This window comes from Pseudomonas sp. W15Feb9B (genome assembly GCF_000828175.1).
Taxonomy (GTDB): Bacteria; Pseudomonadota; Gammaproteobacteria; order Pseudomonadales; family Pseudomonadaceae; genus Aquipseudomonas; species Aquipseudomonas parakoreensis.
The window spans coordinates 61,139-81,009 of record NZ_JTKF01000005.1; the positions used below are offsets into that span (position 1 = coordinate 61,139).

The 19,871-nt window shown below is 59.8% G+C and carries 16 protein-coding genes; 4 read left to right on the top strand and 12 right to left on the bottom strand.

What is annotated here, in order from left to right:
- The first annotated feature begins 114 nt into the window (after positions 1 to 114).
- Positions 115 to 1,005 (top strand): tyrosine recombinase XerC, encoded by an 891-nt coding sequence (xerC, locus tag OC71_RS02590; RefSeq protein ID WP_052510571.1) that lies wholly within the window; start codon positions 115 to 117, stop codon positions 1,003 to 1,005.
- Here the strand turns inward: xerC and OC71_RS02595 are convergent, their stop codons facing one another.
- The 6 genes from OC71_RS02595 to OC71_RS02620 form a co-directional block, all read right to left on the bottom strand.
- Positions 1,006 to 2,064, bottom strand: a complete 1,059-nt coding sequence (locus OC71_RS02595) for an ABC transporter ATP-binding protein (protein WP_041063815.1) — start codon at positions 2,062 to 2,064, stop codon at positions 1,006 to 1,008.
- Positions 2,061 to 3,656, bottom strand: a complete 1,596-nt coding sequence (locus OC71_RS02600; protein WP_041063817.1) for an iron ABC transporter permease — start codon at positions 3,654 to 3,656, stop codon at positions 2,061 to 2,063. The genes OC71_RS02595 and OC71_RS02600 overlap by 4 nt, the downstream gene beginning before the upstream one ends.
- 3 nt (positions 3,657 to 3,659) lie before the next feature.
- Positions 3,660 to 4,673: an iron ABC transporter substrate-binding protein gene (locus tag OC71_RS02605; protein ID WP_041063819.1), complete on the bottom strand. Its 1,014-nt coding sequence runs from the start codon at positions 4,671 to 4,673 to the stop codon at positions 3,660 to 3,662.
- Positions 4,674 to 4,859: 186 nt separating this feature from the next.
- Positions 4,860 to 6,377 (bottom strand): glycosyltransferase family 39 protein, encoded by a 1,518-nt coding sequence (locus OC71_RS02610; RefSeq protein ID WP_041063821.1) that lies wholly within the window; start codon positions 6,375 to 6,377, stop codon positions 4,860 to 4,862.
- Positions 6,374 to 8,095 carry a lipid IV(A) 4-amino-4-deoxy-L-arabinosyltransferase gene (gene arnT / locus OC71_RS02615; RefSeq protein WP_041063823.1) on the bottom strand — a complete coding sequence of 574 codons (1,722 nt, stop codon included), beginning with the start codon at positions 8,093 to 8,095 and terminating at the stop codon, positions 6,374 to 6,376. Before arnT ends, OC71_RS02610 begins: the two co-directional genes overlap by 4 nt.
- A gap of 294 nt (positions 8,096 to 8,389) precedes the next feature.
- On the bottom strand, positions 8,390 to 9,070 hold the full coding sequence (locus OC71_RS02620) for a histidine phosphatase family protein (RefSeq protein WP_041063825.1): 681 nt from the start codon (positions 9,068 to 9,070) through the stop codon (positions 8,390 to 8,392).
- Positions 9,071 to 9,384: 314 nt separating this feature from the next.
- Between OC71_RS02620 and OC71_RS02625 the strand changes: the two genes are divergently transcribed.
- Positions 9,385 to 10,692, top strand: a complete 1,308-nt coding sequence (locus OC71_RS02625; RefSeq protein WP_041063827.1) for a HAMP domain-containing sensor histidine kinase — start codon at positions 9,385 to 9,387, stop codon at positions 10,690 to 10,692.
- Here the strand turns inward: OC71_RS02625 and OC71_RS02630 are convergent.
- The 5 genes from OC71_RS02630 to OC71_RS02650 form a co-directional block, all read right to left on the bottom strand.
- Positions 10,653 to 11,201 carry a membrane integrity-associated transporter subunit PqiC gene (locus OC71_RS02630; RefSeq protein ID WP_041063829.1) on the bottom strand — a complete coding sequence of 183 codons (549 nt, stop codon included), beginning with the start codon at positions 11,199 to 11,201 and terminating at the stop codon, positions 10,653 to 10,655. The genes OC71_RS02625 and OC71_RS02630 overlap by 40 nt on opposite strands.
- Positions 11,202 to 11,217: 16 nt before the next feature.
- A complete protein-coding gene (locus OC71_RS02635) occupies positions 11,218 to 12,873 on the bottom strand; it encodes an intermembrane transport protein PqiB (RefSeq protein ID WP_041063831.1) in 1,656 nt (551 codons plus the stop codon).
- Positions 12,874 to 13,064: 191 nt separating this feature from the next.
- Complete coding sequence (locus tag OC71_RS02640; RefSeq protein ID WP_041063833.1) at positions 13,065 to 14,366, bottom strand: FAD-binding oxidoreductase; 1,302 nt, start codon at positions 14,364 to 14,366, stop codon at positions 13,065 to 13,067.
- Entirely contained in the window at positions 14,363 to 15,451 is a 1,089-nt protein-coding gene (locus OC71_RS02645; RefSeq protein WP_041063835.1) for a polyamine ABC transporter substrate-binding protein, read from the bottom strand. Before OC71_RS02645 ends, OC71_RS02640 begins: the two co-directional genes overlap by 4 nt.
- Positions 15,452 to 15,607: 156 nt before the next feature.
- The gene (locus OC71_RS02650; RefSeq protein WP_041063837.1) at positions 15,608 to 16,966 is read right to left on the bottom strand and encodes a glutamine synthetase family protein; all 1,359 of its coding nucleotides are present in this window, start codon (positions 16,964 to 16,966) and stop codon (positions 15,608 to 15,610) included.
- A 161-nt stretch (positions 16,967 to 17,127) separates the two neighbouring features.
- On the opposite strand from OC71_RS02650, the gene OC71_RS02655 reads away from it, so the two are divergent.
- Positions 17,128 to 18,024: a helix-turn-helix domain-containing protein gene (locus OC71_RS02655; RefSeq protein WP_041063839.1), complete on the top strand. Its 897-nt coding sequence runs from the start codon at positions 17,128 to 17,130 to the stop codon at positions 18,022 to 18,024.
- Between the two features lie 87 nt (positions 18,025 to 18,111).
- Here OC71_RS02655 and OC71_RS02660 read toward each other — a convergent pair whose 3' ends face one another.
- A complete protein-coding gene (locus OC71_RS02660; RefSeq protein ID WP_041063841.1) occupies positions 18,112 to 19,011 on the bottom strand; it encodes a LysR family transcriptional regulator in 900 nt (299 codons plus the stop codon).
- 90 nt (positions 19,012 to 19,101) lie between these two features.
- Here OC71_RS02660 and OC71_RS02665 point away from each other — a divergent pair, with 90 nt between their 5' ends.
- Positions 19,102 to 19,671 (top strand): NAD(P)H-dependent oxidoreductase, encoded by a 570-nt coding sequence (locus tag OC71_RS02665; RefSeq protein ID WP_041063843.1) that lies wholly within the window; start codon positions 19,102 to 19,104, stop codon positions 19,669 to 19,671.
- The last annotated feature ends 200 nt before the right edge of the window (positions 19,672 to 19,871 follow it).

The following is a 19,871-nucleotide window of genomic DNA, read 5'->3' on the forward strand; positions in this document are numbered from 1 at the left end:
TACTTCAAGTACATTGCATTTGTTAGTTGTTGTAGTGCTGTACATTTTTTACTCAAGGTTTAACGTTTGATTGATTTAGTTGCTGCAACCCCCGACGCTCCAAAAACCAACCCGATGAGCCTGTACCTCGCGCGTTTGGCGCCCTCCAGCCAATTGACCATGCGTTACGTGCTGCAAGATGCGGCCGATCGCCTGGGCTTTGAAGACATGAATGTCGAAGAGATTCCCTGGCATGCCTTGCAACCAGAAGATGTTGTTGCACTGGTTGCTGCATTACGCGCAGACAACTACGCACCGAACACTTCTTCGTTGTATGTGAATGCGGTGCGCGGCGTCATGAACGAGGCCTGGCGCATGAGCCTGATCAGCCAGGAACATCTTTTGAAGATGCGCTCGGTCAAGGGCATTGCCGGCACACGGTTGTCCCAGGGACGCAATCTCAAGCGCACGTTGATTCACGAATTGATGGAAATCTGCGCCGCCGACCCGCGCCCGCAGGGCCTGCGCGATGCGGCGATCATCGCGTTGCTGTACGGCACGGGTATGCGCAAGTCGGAATCGGTGGACCTGGACCTGAATCAGGTCGACTTCACAGAGCGCAGCCTGTGCGTCACCGCCAAGGGCAACAAGCAGTTGATCAAGTACGCGCCGGCGTGGGCATTCAGCAAGCTTGATGCGTGGCTCGAACTGCGCCGTTCGCAGCTCAAGGAAGGTGAGAGCGATGATGCCTTTCTGTTCAACCGCATTCGCCGTGGAAGCCACATCACCCGCGAGCGCATTACCAAGCATGCGATCTACTACATTGCCCGCCAACGGGGTATGCAGGTCGGGGTGAAGATCATGCCCCACGATTTCCGTCGCTCGTTCATCACTCGGGTGATCGAGGAGCACGACCTGTCGATTGCGCAGAAACTGGCGCATCACAGCAACATCCAGACCACCGCCAACTACGATGTGCGCGATGACAACGAGCGGCGGCGGGCGGTGGATCGCTTCGATCTCTGATCAGTTCAGGCCAAACACATGCGCCGCACCGAGCACCGACAGCTGCACCGCGCTGCCGGCGGGCGGTGCGTGCATGCCGGTGCTGCGCACCAGAATCGAACGGGCCGGATCCTGAGTCGCGGATGAACTCAGTTCAACCGTCAAAGTGCAGGTGTTGCCGGCAAAATCACGGTCGGTGACCCGCGCGTGGCAGCCGTAACTGTCAGAGGCCACCTCGGCGATCTGCAGTTGTTCGGGGCGCAGCATGATTTGCGCGGCGCCACTGAAACCGTTGCTGTTCACTGCCACCGGACCCAGGTCGCAATGCGCCCAACCCGCCTCGATCTGCGCGGGCAGGACCACCGCTTCGCCGAGAAAGTGCGCGGTCTGTTCATCCTCCGGATAGCGGTAGAGATCCATCGGATGCCCGGACTGCACCAGCCGGCCACTGCGCATCACGGCCAATTGATCGGCAAACGACAACGCCTCGCTCTGATCGTGAGTCACCAGAATGGTGGTGACGCCGGCGTCTTCGAGCAGGCGCGCGACCATTTTGCGCATGGCACTGCGCAAGCCGGTGTCGAGGGCGGAGAACGGCTCATCCAGCAGCATCAGTCGTGGTTGTTGCGCCAGAGCGCGGGCCAGCGAGACCCGCTGTTGCTGGCCGCCCGACAGCTCATGCGGCCAACGGTGGGCCATGTTGGCGTCGAGCGCCACGCTGTCCATCAACTCAAGGATGCGCTGGGTGCGGGCCGCACCGGTCAGGGCCAGACCGAAGCCGATGTTCGCCGCCACCGTCATGTGCGGGAACAACGCACCGTCCTGCGGCACGTAGCCGATCTGCCGTTGATAGGCCGGCACCGCGTGGCTGCGATCGACCAGCGTCTGGCCGTTGAGCGTAAGGCTGCCGCTGTCGGGGAATTCGAACCCGGCGATCATCCGCAACAGCGTGGTTTTGCCGGAACCGGAGGGGCCGACGATCACCGTGCGGCTGCCGGTCGGCACGTTGAGGCTGACGTCGTCGAGCGCCTTTTGCGCGCCGAAGGTTTTACTGAGGTTGTGCAGTTCGAGAGCGTTCATCGGCCAGCGGTACGCCTGGATTGGTGATAGAGAATGGCCGTCAGCGGCAGTGAAAGCAGGATCATCAAAAACGCGTAAGGCGCTGCGGCGGCGTAATCAATTTCGCTGGTCATCGCCCAGAAACCGGTAGCGAGGGTGCGCGTGCCGTTGGGCGCGAGCAGCAGGGTTGCGGTCAGCTCATTGGTGATTGCCAGGAACACCAGCGCCGCACCTGCCGCCGCGCCGGGAGCCGCCAGGCGCACAGTGATCAGCCACAATGCGCGCAACGGCGAGCGGCCAAGGCTTTGTGCGATGTTTTCCAGCTCGACCGGGGCTTGCGCGAAACCGGCGCGCAGACTGACCAGCGCCCGCGGCAGGAACATCAGCAGATAGGCCAAGAGCACCGTGATGGTGGTCTGGTAGATCGGCCGGGCGAAATGAATGGTCACGGTGACCAGCGCCAAAGCAACGACAATGCCGGGCAGTGAACTGGTGATGTAGTTGCAGCCTTCCAGCAAGCGCTGGAGCTTGCCCGGAGAGCGGATCGACAGCCACGCAATGGGAATCGCCGCGACACTGGTCAACAATGCGCCGGCCACGCCATACGACAGGGTTTGCAGCAAGGCTGGCAACAGCTCGTCGCCTTGCCAGACCTGCGCACCACCGGCCACCAGCCAGCGGCCCAGCGTGAGCAACGGCACACCAAGTGCCAACAAGCACGTCAGCGTTTGCAGCAGCAGCGCCAAGGTTGTCGCGCCACGCCCCAGTTGCACACTGCGCTGATCCCGGGCGCTGCCGGAACCGACCCGCGCATAACGCGCCTGGCCACGAGCAGCGGATTCCGCCGTGAGCATCGCCAGACAGCACAGCGCCAGAACCCCGGCGAGCATGTTGGCGGCCGGGCCGTTGAAGGTCGATTTGAACTGATCGAAGATCGCCGTGGTGAACGTGTCGAAACGGATCATCGCGTACAGGCCGTATTCGGCCAGCAAATGCAGGCCGACCAACAAGGCTCCGCCGCAGATGGCCAGCCGCAGTTGCGGCAACACCACCCGGAAAAACACCGCCCACGGCTTCAGCCCGAGGGACTGAGCGACATCTTCAATCGCCGGATCGAGACGGCGCAAGGTCGCGGCAATCGGCAAATACAGAAACGGGAAATAGGCGATCACCGACACCAACACGCCGGCCGGCAGACCGTGGATCGACGGAATCAAACTGACCCACGCATAACTGTGGACGAACGCCGGCACGGCCAGTGGCGCAACCGCCAGCAGCGACCACAGACGCCGGCCGGGCAAATTGCTGCGTTCGGTCAGCCAGGCCAGGGTTGTCCCGAGCACAATGCACAGCGGCAAGGTGATCAGCACCAGCAGCACGGTGTTGATCAGCAACTCGCCGACCCGCGGGCGAAACACCAGGGCTTCGAGGGTCGCCCAACCGGTGTACCACGCCACGCCGATCACGAAGGCAATCGGCAGCAGTGACAGCAACGACACCAGCACCGCCGAGCTCACCACCCACGAACTGCCGCGCCCGGCCAGCGTGCGGGGCGGGTGGAGGAGGTTGGCGGGGGCCGTCACCACGGCCGGTGCAGGCAAGGTTTTGGGCATCACTTAGAGCAACCCGGCCTGGGTCATCAGCTCGACGGCTTTTTTGCTGTCGAGGGTCGATGCATCGACTTTCGGCGCATCGAGGGTTTTCAGCGGGGTCAGCTTCGGATTGGACGGCGCGTCTTTACCCACGGCGTATTCGAAGGAGCTGCCGGTTTCGAGCACTTCCTGACCTTCTTTGCTGGTGATGTATTTGACGAACTTCTGCGCTTCATCCTGATGCTTGCTCGATGCCAGCACGCCGGCGCCGGAGGTGCTGACGAACGCGCCCGGATCCTGATGTTTGAAGTAGTACAACTGGGTGTTTTTGCTGTTCTCGCCGGTCTTGGATTGATCGACGAAGCTGTAATAGTGGTAGATCACGCCGCTGTCGATCTGTCCGGCGTTTACCGCTTTGAGCACCGCGCTGTTGCCGCGATAGATCGTGGCGTTGGTCTTCATGCCCTTGAGCCATTCCAGCGTGGCGGCTTCGCCTTTTTGTTGCAGCACAGCGGCGACGATCGCCTGGAAGTCCGCGCCAGCCGGGGAGGCGGCCCATCGGCCTTTCCAGGCTGGGGTGGCGAGGTCGAGCAGGGATTTGGGCAGGTCTTTTTCAGTCAGCTTGTTCGGGTTGTAGACGAACACGGTGGAACGGGCAGCGATGCCGACCCAATTGCCGTGGGCCGGACGGTAGGCGGAATCGACTTGCTCAAGGGTTGTCGGCGCCAATGGGGCGAACAGTTTGGCGTTGTCCACCAGCACCATCGCCGGGGAGTTCTCGGTGAGGAATACGTCTGCCGGCGAGGCGGCGCCTTCCTGCACGAGCTGGTTGCCCATCTCGGTGTCATCGCCGTTGCGAATGGTCACCGGGATTCCGGTTTCCTCGGTGAAACCGGCCACCCAGGCCTTGGTCAGCGTTTCATGCTGCGCGTTGTAAACCACCAGACCCACCGAGTCGGCGGCAACAGCATGCCCGGTGCCGAGCAACGCGGTGGCCAGCAATGCGCGCTTGAAGAAGGATGGAAAGCGTGGATTCATTCGGGCAGCTCCTGTTTTCAGACGTTATGAGCAAACCCTCGCAGGAAACAATGCGAACGATTTGCAAGTGTCGAGTCGCGGCAATGTAGGGTGGCAAATGAGAAAAAAACGTCAAAGAAGCCGTTAATAGTTGTCATTGCCATTCAAATTTACCGCGACTCTCTACTTTTGTCTTAACGTCATCGCTCAGGAGTGGGGGATGTAAGCCACGCTCTGATCTTCCCGCCCGTGAAAGACCTGCTCGCCACGGGTGGGCGTGGTGGTAATGACCTGATGGTCAGCCTTCAATGCATCGAGCGGCACGGCGTCACCGGAACGGTATTGCGCCACGAAAATCGTGCGTTGCGGGTCCCACCGTTCTCCGCTGGTGCGTTCCAGCCAGGCGATCAGCGTTGCTGTGTCGCCATTGTGCGGAAAGTCCTGGATCGTTTCCGGCACGTAGTAGAACGGTGCACCACCGGTTTGCAGATACATCGGCACTTTGTTGTCGACCTCGACCATGACCATGCGCCATTGATTCAACGGTGCCTGCTGACTGGCCTGCTCGCGAACCTGTTCGCCGAAGCGGATGACACCGCCGCCGCTGTTGGTCCACGGGTAAAGCACACCCAGGATCGCGGCAAGCAACACGGTGGTGACAGCGAAACCGATCTTCAGCCCGCGGCCTTCGCTGTGGCGAGCGGCCATGCGCCGGGTCACCCACCAGGCACCCAGCAGTTGCGCGAAGGGCACCAGCGGCAAGACGTAATAGCTGCGGCGGCTGCCACTGGCGGTGAAGAACAGCATCAGCAACGCGAGCCCTTGAATCAGCCAGCGGGTATCCGGTTCGATGTGCTTCCAGTTGCGCGCGGCCACCCACAAGGCGATCAACCAGCACGGCGCCCAGGGCAGGGTGTAGACCGGCAGGTAGATCAAGTAGGTGTAAATCGGCCCGAACTGATCGAACGGCTGGAAAAACCGCACAACGTTTTCACGCAGTACCAGCCCCAGGCCGCTTTGTTCGTAGTTGGGCGCGCCGTAGAAGTGCGAGAGCACGAACGGCGTCATGTAAAACGCCCCGGCGATCACTATCGCCGCGAACAGTCGCAGGTTCAGGTGACGTTTCCAGCGGTGCTCACTGAGCAGGTGTGGCAGCAGCACCAGCCCCGGCAGGATGAAACCGATCAGGCCCTTGAACAGCGAGGTCAGCGACAGCAGGCCGAAGAACACTACGTAGCGCCAGAAGCGGGTGTCATCCGGGCCGCGCCAGTACCACCAGACGGCCGCCAGTACACCGCAAACGGTGAGGATGTCGGCAGTGGCGACTCGGGCCCAGAACACGAAGTAGAACGTGGTCGCCAGCATCCATCCGGCAATCAGCCCGGTGCCTTTGCGAAACAGTTGCTCGCCGATGAGGTACACCAGCCACACGCTGAACCACGCGGAAATCACCGATGACAGGCGCAACGACCAAGGCCCCAGTCCACCCGTGAACCAGGCGGTGGCGGTGATCAGCCAGTACGACAGCAGCGGTTTGTCGTAATAAGGACTGCCTTTGAGATAGGGATCGAAATAGTCGCCGCTCTGCAGCATCTGCAAGGCGATATTGGCCCAGCGGGTTTCCGCCCCCCACAGCTCGCGACTGCCCAGACCGAGCAATAACAGCAGGGCAGTCGCGGCCAGCAGAAGCAGCAACTGCCTGCGTTCAGTCCTGGTCTGGGTCATGGCTGGCTCTGGCTGAAAATGAGGATTTCGATTTGCCCACGGCGGTAGTGCTTGCCGTCTATTGGCAGCAGCTCGAGTTGTTGTTCGTCGGAGGTGCTGTTGACGCGCATCACCACACCCACCGAGCCTTTTTTGCGCGCTTCGGTCATCCACTCGCCTACACCGTCGAGGCTGACCTTGCGTGACGCCATGGCCGGGTCATCGAGGCCGTACTTGAGCTCGCCAACGGTGTTGAACAGGTCGACTTGCGGGCGACGCAAGCGCCATGACAACGCAGAAGCCGCCCCCAGGTCGTTACTCAGCAACGAGCGGGTCTGGCTGAGTTCCTGCTGGTGTTCGGCAATGAACTGATCCGGCATCTTGCTGTTGACGATGGTCGCCGGCATGGCGGCAGGCAGCAGTGCGACGAGCAAGCCGATGCCCAGCGCCGGCATCGCCCACAGCGTCAGTGGGCGCACGGTTTGCAGCGCGCCGGCAATGAGCCAGCCGAGCAACACGATATATCCCAGCGACAGGCTGAACATTTCGGTGTGTTCGTAAATTTCACGGGTCGCTTGCAGGTAGATCAGTGCAACCAGCGCAGCAATGGCCAGCACCACGTTGACCACACCGTTGATGCGCAAGACGCGCCCGTTCTGGTCAGCTATCCAGTTCATTACCGTGTAGCCCATCAACAGGGCCAACGGCAGCATGCACGGCATGATGTAGGTCGGCAGTTTGCCGCTGCTCGCGCTGAAAAATGCCAGCGGCAGCAGGAACCACAAGGCGAGGAAGGCGATTTTCGGATCGCGTTTTTCGCGCCAGGTGCGCAGCAGCGTCGAAGGCAACAGCAGGGCCCATGGCAAGGTAGAAGCAAACAGCAACGGCAGGTAGAACCACCATGGCCGTGCGTGCTGTGCATCTTCGCCGGCGGCAAAACGCCGGATGTGTTCGTGCCAGAAGAAGAATCGCCAGAAATCCGGTTCACGGTAATGCACGGCCAGTGCCCATGGCACGCTGACCAGCGCGGCCACCGCAACGGCGACCAGGCCATAACGCACCAACTCGCCAAAGCGTCGCTGCCAGATCATGTAGGGCAGGGCAATCAGCACCGGCAGCATCAGAGCGAGGAAACCTTTGGTCATCAGACCCATGCCACAAGCGAATCCCAACAATGCCCAGCCGCCCAGACGCGCGCGCGGGGTATTGCTGTCGATGGCAAACCAGATCGCCACCAGGCTGAGGTTGACCCACAAGGTGAATTGCGGATCGAGGTTGGCATAGCCAGCCTGCCCTGCGATCAGGCCGAAGCTCATATAAAGGAGGGCACAAGCGGCACTGATGCGCGGGTTGTTCCACAGGCGACGGGCCAGCAGATAGGCCAGCCAGACGCTCACGCCCGTGCTGAGCGCCGAGGCGATGCGTACGCCAAACAGGTTTTCACCGAAAATGGCTTGGCCGATGGCAATCATCCAGTAGCCGGCAATCGGTTTTTCGAAATAGCGAATGCCCATGAAGTGCGGCGCCACCCAGTTGCCGCTCTGCAGCATTTCCTGGCTGATCTGCCCATAGCGGGTTTCATCGGGAATCCACAGGCCGTGGGTCATCAGCGGCAGCAGATAAAACATCACGAATGCCAGCACCAGCCCGGGTATCGCAAAGCGTTCGATCAGAGTGCTCTGGTGGAGGCGCGGCAAATTCAACGCTGCATGGTGCAACGGTTTGTTCTCAGACGTCATGACTGGACCTTGGTGCAGTACAAAGTGTGCGTTTCAGTGTTGCGCCTGGCGATATCCGTTGCAGGCGCGGCACTGGGTTGAATGAATGCAGAGGCGAGCACGCCCGAAGGGCGTGTCCTGTATTCAGAGAACGGGTCTGCTTCCAGCGTTAAGTTCTCCTCGAAAAGACAAGCTTTAAAATGAAATATTTCCAGTTTTTCAAAGTGAAAAAAATTTCTTATTACAATTTCATAAGCACCAATAGCCTGTGCCAGAGCATTGCCCGAGTGTTTTTTACTTGATCAAGTCGGAAGATTACTTGGCTAATCGTTGCCAGCCTTCAGGGTTCATGATGCCGATTACTTCAAGTTTGCCTTGCGCATCTATTCGAGCTAAAACCGTGCTGCCATATTCGGCGGCGACCGCGCGTGGGTAACCGGTTTGCCGTTCGAAATCGGCGATGCAGCCGCTGTGGGTCACCAGGATCATGTTCTGTCCTGCGGTCTTGTGCGCCACCACCTCATTGCGCATCGTTGGGCCACAGGTTTCCAGCCATTCCGCGGCCACTGCGTCGCGACCGAACATGTAGTGAGCCGTTTGTGCGGTGCGCGTCAGCGGACTGGTGAACACCTGAGTCTGCTGCATTCCCAGTTGCGTAAAGGCCCGGCCCACGGAGGCTGCAGAGACACTGCCCAGCTGAGTGATACCGTCGGCCGGCCCCAGGCAAACATTGCTCGAACGGTCACAACGTTCGGCATGGCGGACCAGCGCGACGACCTCGCCAGCCTGCCAGGCTTTGACCCACTCCTGGGTGGCAGATGCGCTGACATAGCGCAGGTTGGCCGGTGAACGCTGCAGCCAGACAAAGCCACAAATCAGACTGATCACCAGCACGCCGACTGCGATGGCTGCCCAGGCACGCGGACGCGAGAGGTACGACCTCTTGGGTGCTGATTGTACTTGTGCTAATTCAACCACGACGTTGCCCCTTGTCATTCCCGAGTTCCATTCAGTTCACACGCAAAGTGCAACGTAAGCTCCAGGAGGTTAGTTACTTTACGGCGGTTTGCTTGAATGGCTGCTGAACACTACGTTCAGAGTCGTGGCGGAGCAGTGAAGAACATGTGAAAAATTTGCGAGGCAAGAGCAGGTATTAACGGAAAAGCCTATTTGATAACTAAACTCAAATAAGCGTTTTGTTTTTTTAACTACTTAACAAGAGCGCCGGGCAAGGCGAAGCTGCGAGCTTTGGGCAACGGCGTCGCGCGGGCCCTTGCCGCCTCACCTCAGCACTGGAGTCGTTGAACCGGATGGACCTCAAGCAAAGCCTCGCCAATCGGATTGTGATTGTGTTCGCCTTGATGAGCGCGGTGGTGGCCGGTGTCTTCGCAATGGGCATTGTGGCTACCGTGCATGTCGTGGAGCACAAGTTGACCATGACCGCCCTCAGCGGTGGCTTGCGCCGGTTGTTGGCGATGGACGACATCAACCAGTGGCGCCACGAGCCGGAAAAGAGCGAACTGTTTTTTTTCGAGAACGGCCCCGGGCCCATGGCGCTGACGCCGCAACTGGCGGAACTGCCCGTGGGGTTTCAAGAGATCACGTTCAACGGTGATGACTTCTACGCGATGGTCGAGGCGGTCGGCGGTCGCAAATATGTGCTGTTGCGCAATCAGGAAAGCTTCGAACAACGCGAGCACCTGCTGTTCGTGGTGGTGATAGTCGGGTTCATCCTCAGCGTCATGCTGGCGGTCGCGCTCGGCAGGCTGCTGGCGCGGCAAGTCATGGCGCCGGTGATTCGCCTGGCGGGGCAGGTGCGTCATCGTGACCAGTTGATCGCACTGGCACCGGCGCTGCATCCGGATTACGCCGATGACGAGGTTGGGGCGCTGGCGCTGTCTTTCGACCAGACACTCGGCCGGTTACGCGAAACCCTGAACCGGGAAAAGCTTTTCACCAGTGACGTGAGCCATGAACTGCGCACACCGCTGATGATTCTGGCCAGTTCCTGCGAGCTGTTGCTGGCCAACCCCTCGCTGGATTCGCGCTCCACCCAACAGGTCAAACGCATCGCCCGGGCCAGTGCAGAAATGCGCCAACTGGTTGAGACCTTCTTGATGCTGGCGCGCAAGCCGGAGGAGCTCGGCACCGAATCCACTTGCACACTCAAATCTATCGCCGACGCCCAGGTAGAAATCTGGGGGCGATTGATTGGCGAAAAGGGTCTGGAGTTTATCTACGAGCCGCAACTGGCGGGCAGCGCACGTTATGACCTGACGTTCTTGCAGTCGGTCATGGGCAATCTGCTGCGCAATGCCTGGCATTACACCGATCAGGGCTTTGTCCGGTTGACCCTGCTCAACGACAGCTTTGTGGTCGAGGACAGCGGCATCGGTATTCCGGAAGAAAAACGTCACGCAATGTTCCAGCCGTTCGTGCGCGGTGACGAACAGCGCGGTGAAGGCCTTGGGCTGGGGTTGTCGCTGGTGCAGCGGATCTGCAGCCATCAACGCTGGCAGGTTCAGTTGGTCACTCGCGAGCCTAATGGCTGCCGTTTCACGGTCACGCTGTCGGCGGCTCAGGAGGCTGACGGGCAGCGAGCGTTGCCCGCTGCCTGATTGATCAGGGCTGCCAGGCGTTTGACGTTGTTCTGTTGCGCGGCCACCAGTTCGTCGATGCTCGGGCCGGAGGGTGTTTGCAAAGTTGAATGGCAGGTCAGCAGAGCGTTGTCCGCCGCACCGCTCGGGCGCAGGCGCCATTTGACGTCGATCAGCCCATAGTGTCCGGGGATCGAGTCGAAACGCTGCACATCGATACGCACCGAAACATTGCCGCGACTGCCGGTATTGCTCAGTTGATCGCTCAAGGCACTGCGCAATTCATCCGCCAGACTCGCTCCCCACCACTGGGTTTCCAGAATCGCCAGGCCATTGTTGCCCTGACGGATGACGATCTGCGGGCGGTCGACTTGCGGCGGCACGCTGATCCCCTCAATGGGAATCTGCGCGCCGGCCCGGGACGCCGACAGCTCCACCGGCGTCAGGGTGTGAAAATTGATCGGCTCGCTGCGGCAGGCGCCAAGGAGCATGAACGCAGCGAGCACGGTGATCTTCAGCGGTACAGCCATGGGATAGCTCCTGGGCTCAATTGCGTGGCGGTCCTTTCAGATCCAGCGGCGCTGCGTTGTCGGGGCGACCGCGAATCAGCGATTCCGGATGGCGACCGAGATAGTCCGACAGCTCACGCAGCGAACGCGACATGCGCCCGAGTTCGTCGAGGGTCTCGGTGAGTTTCTCGCGCTGCGGTGAATCCTCGGCCAGGGTCGAACTGGCGGACTGCAAGGTCTTGCTGACGTCGGCCAGTGTGGTTTGCACGCCCGGCAGGGTTTTCGCATTGAACTGTTGCAGGCCTTTGCGCAGCTCGACGAGGTTGCTGTCGAGGTTGCCGGCAATCCGCTCGACCGGCAGTTTGTTGAGCTTGTCGACCACCGCTTCGAGTTTTTCCTGCAATTGTTCGAGGCTGCCGGGCACGGTGGGCAAGGCGACCGGTCGGGCCGTTGCGTCGAATGCAACTTTCTCGGCTTTCGGGAAGAAATCCAGCGCGATATACAACTGCCCGGTCAGCAGGTTGCCACTGCGGGCCTGAGCGCGCAGACCGTTGTCGACGAACGTGCCGAGCAGACGAATGCCAGCCGCTTCGTCGTTGGGATCGTGTTTGAATTCGGTCAGCATCTTTTTGTAAGCCTGGCCGAGGCGCTGCGGGTAAATGACGATCCCGACGTTAAGCGGGAAGGTGCGTTTTTTCGCGTCGAAGTCGAGGTTGATTCCGACGACCCGGCCAATCTCCATGCCGAGAAACTCGACGGGCGCATCGACCTTGAGCCCGCGCAACGACTGCTCGAAACGCAACACCATGTATTGCGCCTTGCCGTTGGGCGGGGCGAGGGCGGTCTGCTGATCGGCGAACAGTTCGAAATCCTTGTCTTCGCTGGCGGCCACATCGTTGGGGCTGTAATCCGGCGCGCGGAAGGCAATGCCGCCAACCAGCATGGTGGACAGCGATTCGGTCTTCACCGCGAAGCCATTGGCGCCGACATTGATGTCGATGCCGCTGGCGTTCCAGAAGCGCGTGTTTTCGGTGACGAACGCGTCGTTCGGTGCGTGAATGAACACTTCGATGTCCACGCCTTTGCCCTCGGGATTGAGGGTGTAGGTCACGACTTGGCCTACCGGAATCTTGCGGTAGTAAACCGGGGAACCGATATCCAGCGAGCCGAGATCCGAGGCATGCAGCATGAAGCGCTTGCCCGGTTCGCCGTAAGTGATCGGCGGCGGATTCTCCAGCCCCTTGAAATGCTTGGCGCGGTTGTTGGCCTGGCCGATGTCGGCGCCGATATAGTCGCCGGAAAGCAAGGTATCGATGCCCGAAACGCCGCCGGCACCGATGCGTGGGCGCACGACCCAGAACTGCGAGTCTTCGCGGGTGAAAGTTTCGGCCTGTTTGGCCAGTTTGATTGTGGCGTCGACGCTCTTCTGATCGCCGCTCAATTCGACATCCGTCACCTGACCGATCACCACACTGCGGTATTTGACCTCGGTCTTGTTGGCAACCAGGCCGCTGCCAGTCTTGAAGTTGACGACGATGGTCGGGCCTTCCTGCAGCAGGTTGTGCACCACCAGCGATATGCCGACCAGCACCGCGACGACCGGGACGATCCACACCAGGGAGATGCTGAAACGCCGGGTCTTGATCGGCGCGTGGCCCGGTGCTCGTGGTTCATCGGCGGCTGACGACTTCATCCATGTCCTCCTCGGTTTTGTGGATGCTGAGCGTCAGGAACGCAAAAGCACTTCATCAATATAGAAGTGCTTGGCGATAGAGCAAATTCACGGGCTGATGCGGATTTGTGCAGGCGCTGTCGCAGGCTGCGATCTCTTGATTTTAAAGATCAAAAGATCGCAGCCTGCGGCAGCTTCTACAGGGGCGAGCGTTAGCCGAGGATTTCGCGCAGGCGATACCAGAACATGCCCAATGCCAGCAGCGGTGAGCGCAAGGCCGGGCCGCCGGGGAAGGTCATGTGCGGTACCGCGCTGAACACGTCCATGCCCTGACTGTGGCCGGCGTGAATGGCCTCGCCCAGCAGCCTGGCGCACCAATGCGTGACATTCAGACCGTGACCGGAATAACCCTGAGCGTAGAACACGTTCGGCTGTTGCTTGAGCCGCCCGACCTGCGGAAAGCGGTTAGCGGTAATGCCAATCTTGCCGCCCCATTGATAGTCGATGCGCACGTCCGCCAGTTGCGGGAAGACCTTGAGCATTTTCGGGCGCATGTAGGCGGCGATGTCCGCCGGATCGCGACCGGAATAGTGACAGGCGCCGCCAAACAGCAGGCGTCGGTCCGCCGAGAGCCGGTAATAGTCGAGGCCGACTTTCTGGTCGCACAACGCGAGGTTGTGCGGGATCAATTGCGCGGCACGTTCCTCGGACAGCGGCTCGGTGGCGATGATGTAACTGCCGGCGGGCAGGACCTTGCCGCTGAGTTGCTGCTCGAGTTCATCCAGATGCGCGTTGCAACCGAGCACCAGACTGCCGGCACGAACGCTGCCGGTGGCGCAGCGCACTTCAACGGTTTCGCCGTGGATGATCTGCTGGACCGGGCTCTGCTCGAAAATGCGTACACCGAGGGACGCCGCCAGACGCGCTTCGCCCTGCACCAGATCCAGCGGGTGCAGATGGCCGGAGCCCATGTCGATCAGACCGCCAGCATAGACATTGGCGTTGACCACTTGCTGACGGATTTGCTCGGGGCCGACCAGTCGGGTTTCATGGCGGTAGCCGAGTTCGTCGAGGCTGACCTGTTCGTCCTTGAACGCCGCGAACTGCGCCGGGGTGTTGGCCAGTTCGCAGAAGCCCCAACGCAGGTCACACTCGATGGCATGCTCGGTGATGCGCTGGCGCACCAGTTCCACGGAGTCGATACCGGCGCGTTGCAGATAACGCACGCCGTCGTTGCCGACGTAACGGGCAAAGCCTTCGACCTCGTGACCGATGCCACGAATCAACTGGCCGCCGTTGCGTCCGCTGGCGCCCCAGCCGATGCGCCGGGCTTCGATCAACACCACCGACAGCCCGCGCTGCGCCAGTTCAATCGCGGTGTTGACCCCGGTGAAGCCGCCGCCGATCACGCAGACATCGGCGGTGAGGTCACCGTCGAGTGCCGGCCAAGGCGTAATGGCCCGGGCCGAAGCCGCGTAATAGGAGCGGGCGTGTTCTTGCGTGTACTGATTCATTTGTTCGACTTCACTTTGCTCCAGGACCGGGTCATCAGACGCATGATCGACTGGGGCGGGGTAGAGGAGATGTAGAGCTTGTCCAGCACTGCCTGGGACGGGTACACCTCGGGATTGTTCACCAGCGCCTGGTCCATGTACTGCTTGGCGGCCGGGTTCGGGTTGGCGTAACCGACCGAAGCGCTGACCTTGGCAATCACTTGCGGATCAAGCAGGTAATTGATGAAGGCGTGGGCCTCCTTGGTGTTGCTGGCGTCGGCCGGGATCGCCAGCAAGTCAAACCACAGGTTGGCGCCTTCTTTCGGAATCGCATAGGCGATGTTCACCCCGTTCTTGGCTTCCTTGGCGCGGTTGGCCGCCTGGAACACGTCGCCGGAGTAACCGAAGGCTACGCAGATGTCACCATTGGCCAGATCGGAAACGTATTTCGAGGAATGGAAGTAAGTGATGTACGGGCGGATGCTCAGCAGTTTGGCTTCGGCTTTTTTGTAGTCTTCCGGGTTCTCGCTACGTGGGTCCATGCCCATGTAGTTGAGGATCGCCGGGAACACTTCGTCCGCCGAGTCCATCATCGACACGCCACATTGGGTGAGCTTCTTCAGGTTCTCCGGCTCGAACAGCACGGCCCAGGAATCGATGTGATCAATGCCAAGCACTGCCTTGACCTTGTCGACGTTGTAGCCGATGCCGTTGGTGCCCCACAGGTACGGTACCGAGTGCTGGTTGCCCGGGTCGTTCTTTTCGAGCAATTCGAGCAATTTCGGGTCGAGATTTTTCCAGTTCGGTAGCTGCTCGCGATCCAGTTTGAGGAACGCGCCGGCTTTTACCTGACGGGCGAGAAAGTGGTTGGACGGCACCACCACGTCGTAGCCGGTGCGACCGGCGAGGAGTTTGCCTTCCAGGGTTTCGTTTGAGTCGAACACGTCGTAGATCACCTTGATCCCGGTCTTGGCCTGGAAGTCGGCGAGGGTGGTTTCACCGATGTAGTCGGTCCAGTTGTAGACGCTGACCTGGGGCTGGGCCAGGGCTGCGGTGCTGCACAACAGCGCCAGTGCGGCGGGAACCATGGATTTCAATAGACGCATATCGACACCTCTTGGAGTTATTGGAGTTTTTCGGGTGAGCACGGCCCCTTGTGGGAGCTGGCTTGCCAGCGATAGCGGTGGGACAGTCGATAATGATGTCGACTGTGCCGACGTAATCGCTGGCAAGCCAGCTCCCACAGGGTTTGTGGGTGTTGCTCAGACGCTCAGTAGCAGGAACTCGCGCTCCCAGGAGCTGATTACGCGCTTGAAGTTTTCATGCTCGGCGCGTTTGACCGCGACGTAGCCGCGCACAAACTTGTTGCCAAGGTATCGGGCAACGGTGTCGCACTCTTCCATTTGCGTCAGCGCGTCTTCGATGGTGATCGGCAGGCGCAGGTTGCGGCGTTCGTAGGCGCGGCCTTCGACGGCGGCACTCGGTTCGATGCCTTCGACCATGCCGATGTAGCCACACAGCAGGCTCGCGGCAATCGCCAGATACGGGTTGGCGTCGGCGCCCGGCAAACGGTTCTCCACGCGCATGGCTTCCGGCCCGGAGGTTGGTACACGCAAACCGACAGTGCGGTTTTCTTCGCCCCACTCGACGTTGACCGGTGCCGAGGTGTCCGGCAGGAAGCGGCGGAACGAGTTCACGTTGGGCGCAAACATCGGCAGTACTTTAGGAATGTACTTTTGCAGGCCGCCGATGTGATGGCGGAACAAGTCGCTCATCTTGCCGTCGGCATCAGCGAAAATCGGCTTGCCCGTGGCGATTTCCACCACGCTCTGGTGCAGGTGCATGGCACTGCCGGGTTCGTCGCCAATCGGTTTGGCCATGAACGTCGCGGTGACGTTGTGCTTGAGCGCCGCTTCGCGCAGGGTGCGTTTGAACACGGTGATCTGATCGGCCAGATCCAGGGCGTCGCCGTGACGGAAGTTGATTTCCATCTGCGCCGGGCCGTCTTCGTGGATCAGCGTGTCCAGATCCAGACCTTGCAGCTCGCACCAGTCGTAGACGTCTTCGAACAATGGATCGAACTCGTTGGCGGCGTCGATGGAGAATGACTGCCGACCGCTTTCGGCACGGCCCGAACGCCCCAGTGGTGCCTTGAGTGGCAGGTCCGGATCTTCGCAGCGCTGGGTCAGGTAGAACTCCATTTCCGGTGCAACGATCGGCTTCCAGCCCTTGTCGGTGTACAGCTGCAGGACTTTTTTCAGCACGTTGCGCGGCGACAGTTCGATTGGATTGCCGAACTTGTCGAAGGTGTCGTGGATGACGATGGCGGTCGGCTCGATGGCCCATGGAATCACATACACGGCGTCGCTCACCGGTTTGCAGACCATGTCGATGTCGGCCGGGTCGAGCAGGTCGTAGTAGATGTCGTCGTCGACAAAATCCCCGGTTACCGTTTGCAGCAGCACACTTTCCGGCAGGCGCATGCCTCGCTCATGCAGGAACTTGTTGGTCGGTGCGATCTTGCCGCGGGCGATGCCGGTCAGGTCGCTGACCACACATTCAACTTCGGTAATCTTGTGATCTTTCAGCCATGTGAACAGCTGATCGAAAGGGGCATTCATAAAGACCTCGTTATTGGTTTTATAGACGCCGGGGAGGGCGGGTTTCATCTTCCGCCCCTTCCCCTGTGGCGCGTTGACGACTATCTTGGGCGTGCCTTGCCGTTCCATCTATCCACTTTAAGCAGCACCAAAGCGCACCAAAAGAGTGCGCAAGGTCTCCCATGACAACGTGTAATCCGCTTCAGGTTCAGGCGTTCAATACCGCTGATGTCACCGAACAAATCCGCGCTACGCCGGGTTGGGTTCAGCATTACCAGCAGATGTCGCCCGGGCATTTCGCCGGGCAGATCCGCTATCTGGATCTGGAAGGTGTGCAGGTCTACGAAGAACAGATGAACACCCGCGTCGAGCAGGCATTCAGTGCGCCATCGGGTGCCTTGGCGTTCTGTTTTGATCGCAGTGACAACGCGCTGTACCTGCTTAACGAAGACAGCCGCAACATTTGGATCACCCCGGAGAACTACCAGGAAATCGCCGTGGTGTTCGGCCCGCAATTCGTCCGGGAACACGGTCTGGATGTGGCGAAACTCGAGGGATTGTTCATGGCGCCGCTTAACTGCGGGCAGAACGCCTTGTTCAGTCGCTGGTTAAGCTCAACGCTCACGAAGTTGTCGCAAGCTGTTGATCCGTTTGATAAAAACTCATTGACTCAGCAACTGCTCGAAGACTGTCTGTTCATTCTCGACAACGCTCACACCCGCCTTGATCGAGGCGGTTTGCAGCGTCGTACTGAAGAGCGGACGATCATGAAGCGAGTAGGGGAATGGGCAGCGGATTCGCCGGAAGAGACTGTCAACCTGCTTGAGCTTTCGAAGGTGGCAGGGGTGCCGTTGCGTCAATTACAGCAGGCGTTCAAGGCTTACACCGGCATGACCCCCAGCCACTGGCTGCGCCTGCGCCGGCTTAACAGTGCACACCGCGAATTACTCAATCGCCGGCCCACGGAAACCACCGTGGCCGAAGTGGCGATGAACTGGTCGTTTTGGCATCTGGGGCGGTTTTCCAACAGTTATCGGGCGCTGTTCAAAGAGCTGCCGAGCGAGACTCTGAAGCGTTAGCGATGTGGTGCTTAAAGGTTAGCAAAGTGGGCATACGCGGACTCCCCGTTGAATGACCCGCTACTCGCAGGAGTTGAACGTGGGACGCTAGTTGTCGATCCTTTTCAGTAGATCTGTGAGTAATCCCGCGACATGTGTTAGTGCTTTATCTTTCTCTCTGCGCTGATTCCAAGCTAGATGAAGCCTGAACCCGTTAACCGGAATAGGCACGGGTAACACGCTCAAATCGCCGGTCACCGATAACACCCGCGATGGCAGCATGGCAATCATGTCTGAACCGCGCAGCAGTTCGGGGACCATTCCAAAAGATGGCACCACCAGCCCGATGCGCCGGGTCATGCCGAGCTGTGCAAGTTCGTCATCCAAAGGGCTGTTGGCCTCACCGATTCCCGATACCAGAATGTGAGGGTAGGAGAGCCACCGGGCGAGATCGAATCCCGGGATAGCCGGATGGTCATGGCGCAGAGCAATGACATAGTTTTCGTCGAGCAACCACTCACAATGAATGTCTGCGTCGGGCCCGGAGAAGACCGAAACAGCGATGTCGGTTGTTCCATCCATCAGGGCGGCGCGAGCGGCCTCGGCCCCTCGCCAAGGTTGAACCACGATCGCAATACCCGGTGCCGTTTCGAGGAGCGCGCGTTGCAATGATGTGATCACCAACAATGCGGGGTAGTCGGCCATCGTAATACGCAGCGTTTGCTTGATATCTGACAGCGGCACCTCGGGTAGATCGACCAGATTGCGCACGTCAGAAAGCAATGACTTCAACGGCAAGCGCAAGGATTGTGCTTTCGGCGTCAGGCGCATGCAGCCTCGACCGCGCTCCAGCAATGGGTCGCGAAACAGATGGCGGCAACGTTGCAGCGCGGCTGAAGTAGCTGGCTGGGAAAGAAAAAGTCGTTCGGCAGCACGGCTGACATGCGCTTCATCGAGAAGCGCATCCAGTATGACCAGCAGGTTGAGGTCCAGCGATCGTAAATTCATGCAGTCGATAATAGATTAGACATTTCATCGATTAGATTATTTAGAAGAGCACGGTGATCATCTACATCATCCAAAACGTTGGAGAGGGTGATGACCCAAACTCTTCTGCTGCTTTTTCATCCCGATTTAAACCGATCAAAAGCCAATGCTGCTTTGGTGCGTGCCGTCGAACCGCTGCCTGGCGTGGAAATCGTCGACATGAGCGCCGCCTGTCCCGAAGGCCTCGATCTTTCACGCGATGGTGAGCGAGAAGCCGCCCGGTTGCTCGCCGCCGACCGGATCGTACTTCAATTCCCCATGCAGTGGTATTCGAGCCCGCCACTGCTCAAAGCCTGGCAGGACGCGGTGCTGACACGCATGTTCTACATCGCCTATGAGTCCGAGGGGCGGCGCCTGGAAGGCAAACCCATCATGATCGCCATTACTGCTGGGAACACTGTTGGGGCCTATGCCTCAGGCGGACGCAATATGTACACGATGTCGGACTTGCTCGCACCGCTGCGAGCGACGGCGCACCGGTGCGGATTGGAATGGGGCGAACCCTTTGTCCTGTATCAGGCCGACAAACTCTCATCTTGCGAACTGGAGTCGGCTGCTGAGCAGTATGCAGAATATCTCACACGCTGGATCGCAAGCTCCAAACATCATCCCAAGGACTGACAAAGCTCGAAAGCATCTGACGCACTCAGGACGACGGGGCCCGACGTTTTACTGCGTCGGTGTTCGCGAAAGGCAGAGAAGGCTTGGCAGAGGAGAAACTGGCCTGCAAATCGCTTCTGCCCATTTACGGTGAATTTTTGCGCGTTTGCCTGGAAGAGTGGCCGTAGGAGCGCCGCTACAATGATGAGGGGGCCGCGTTC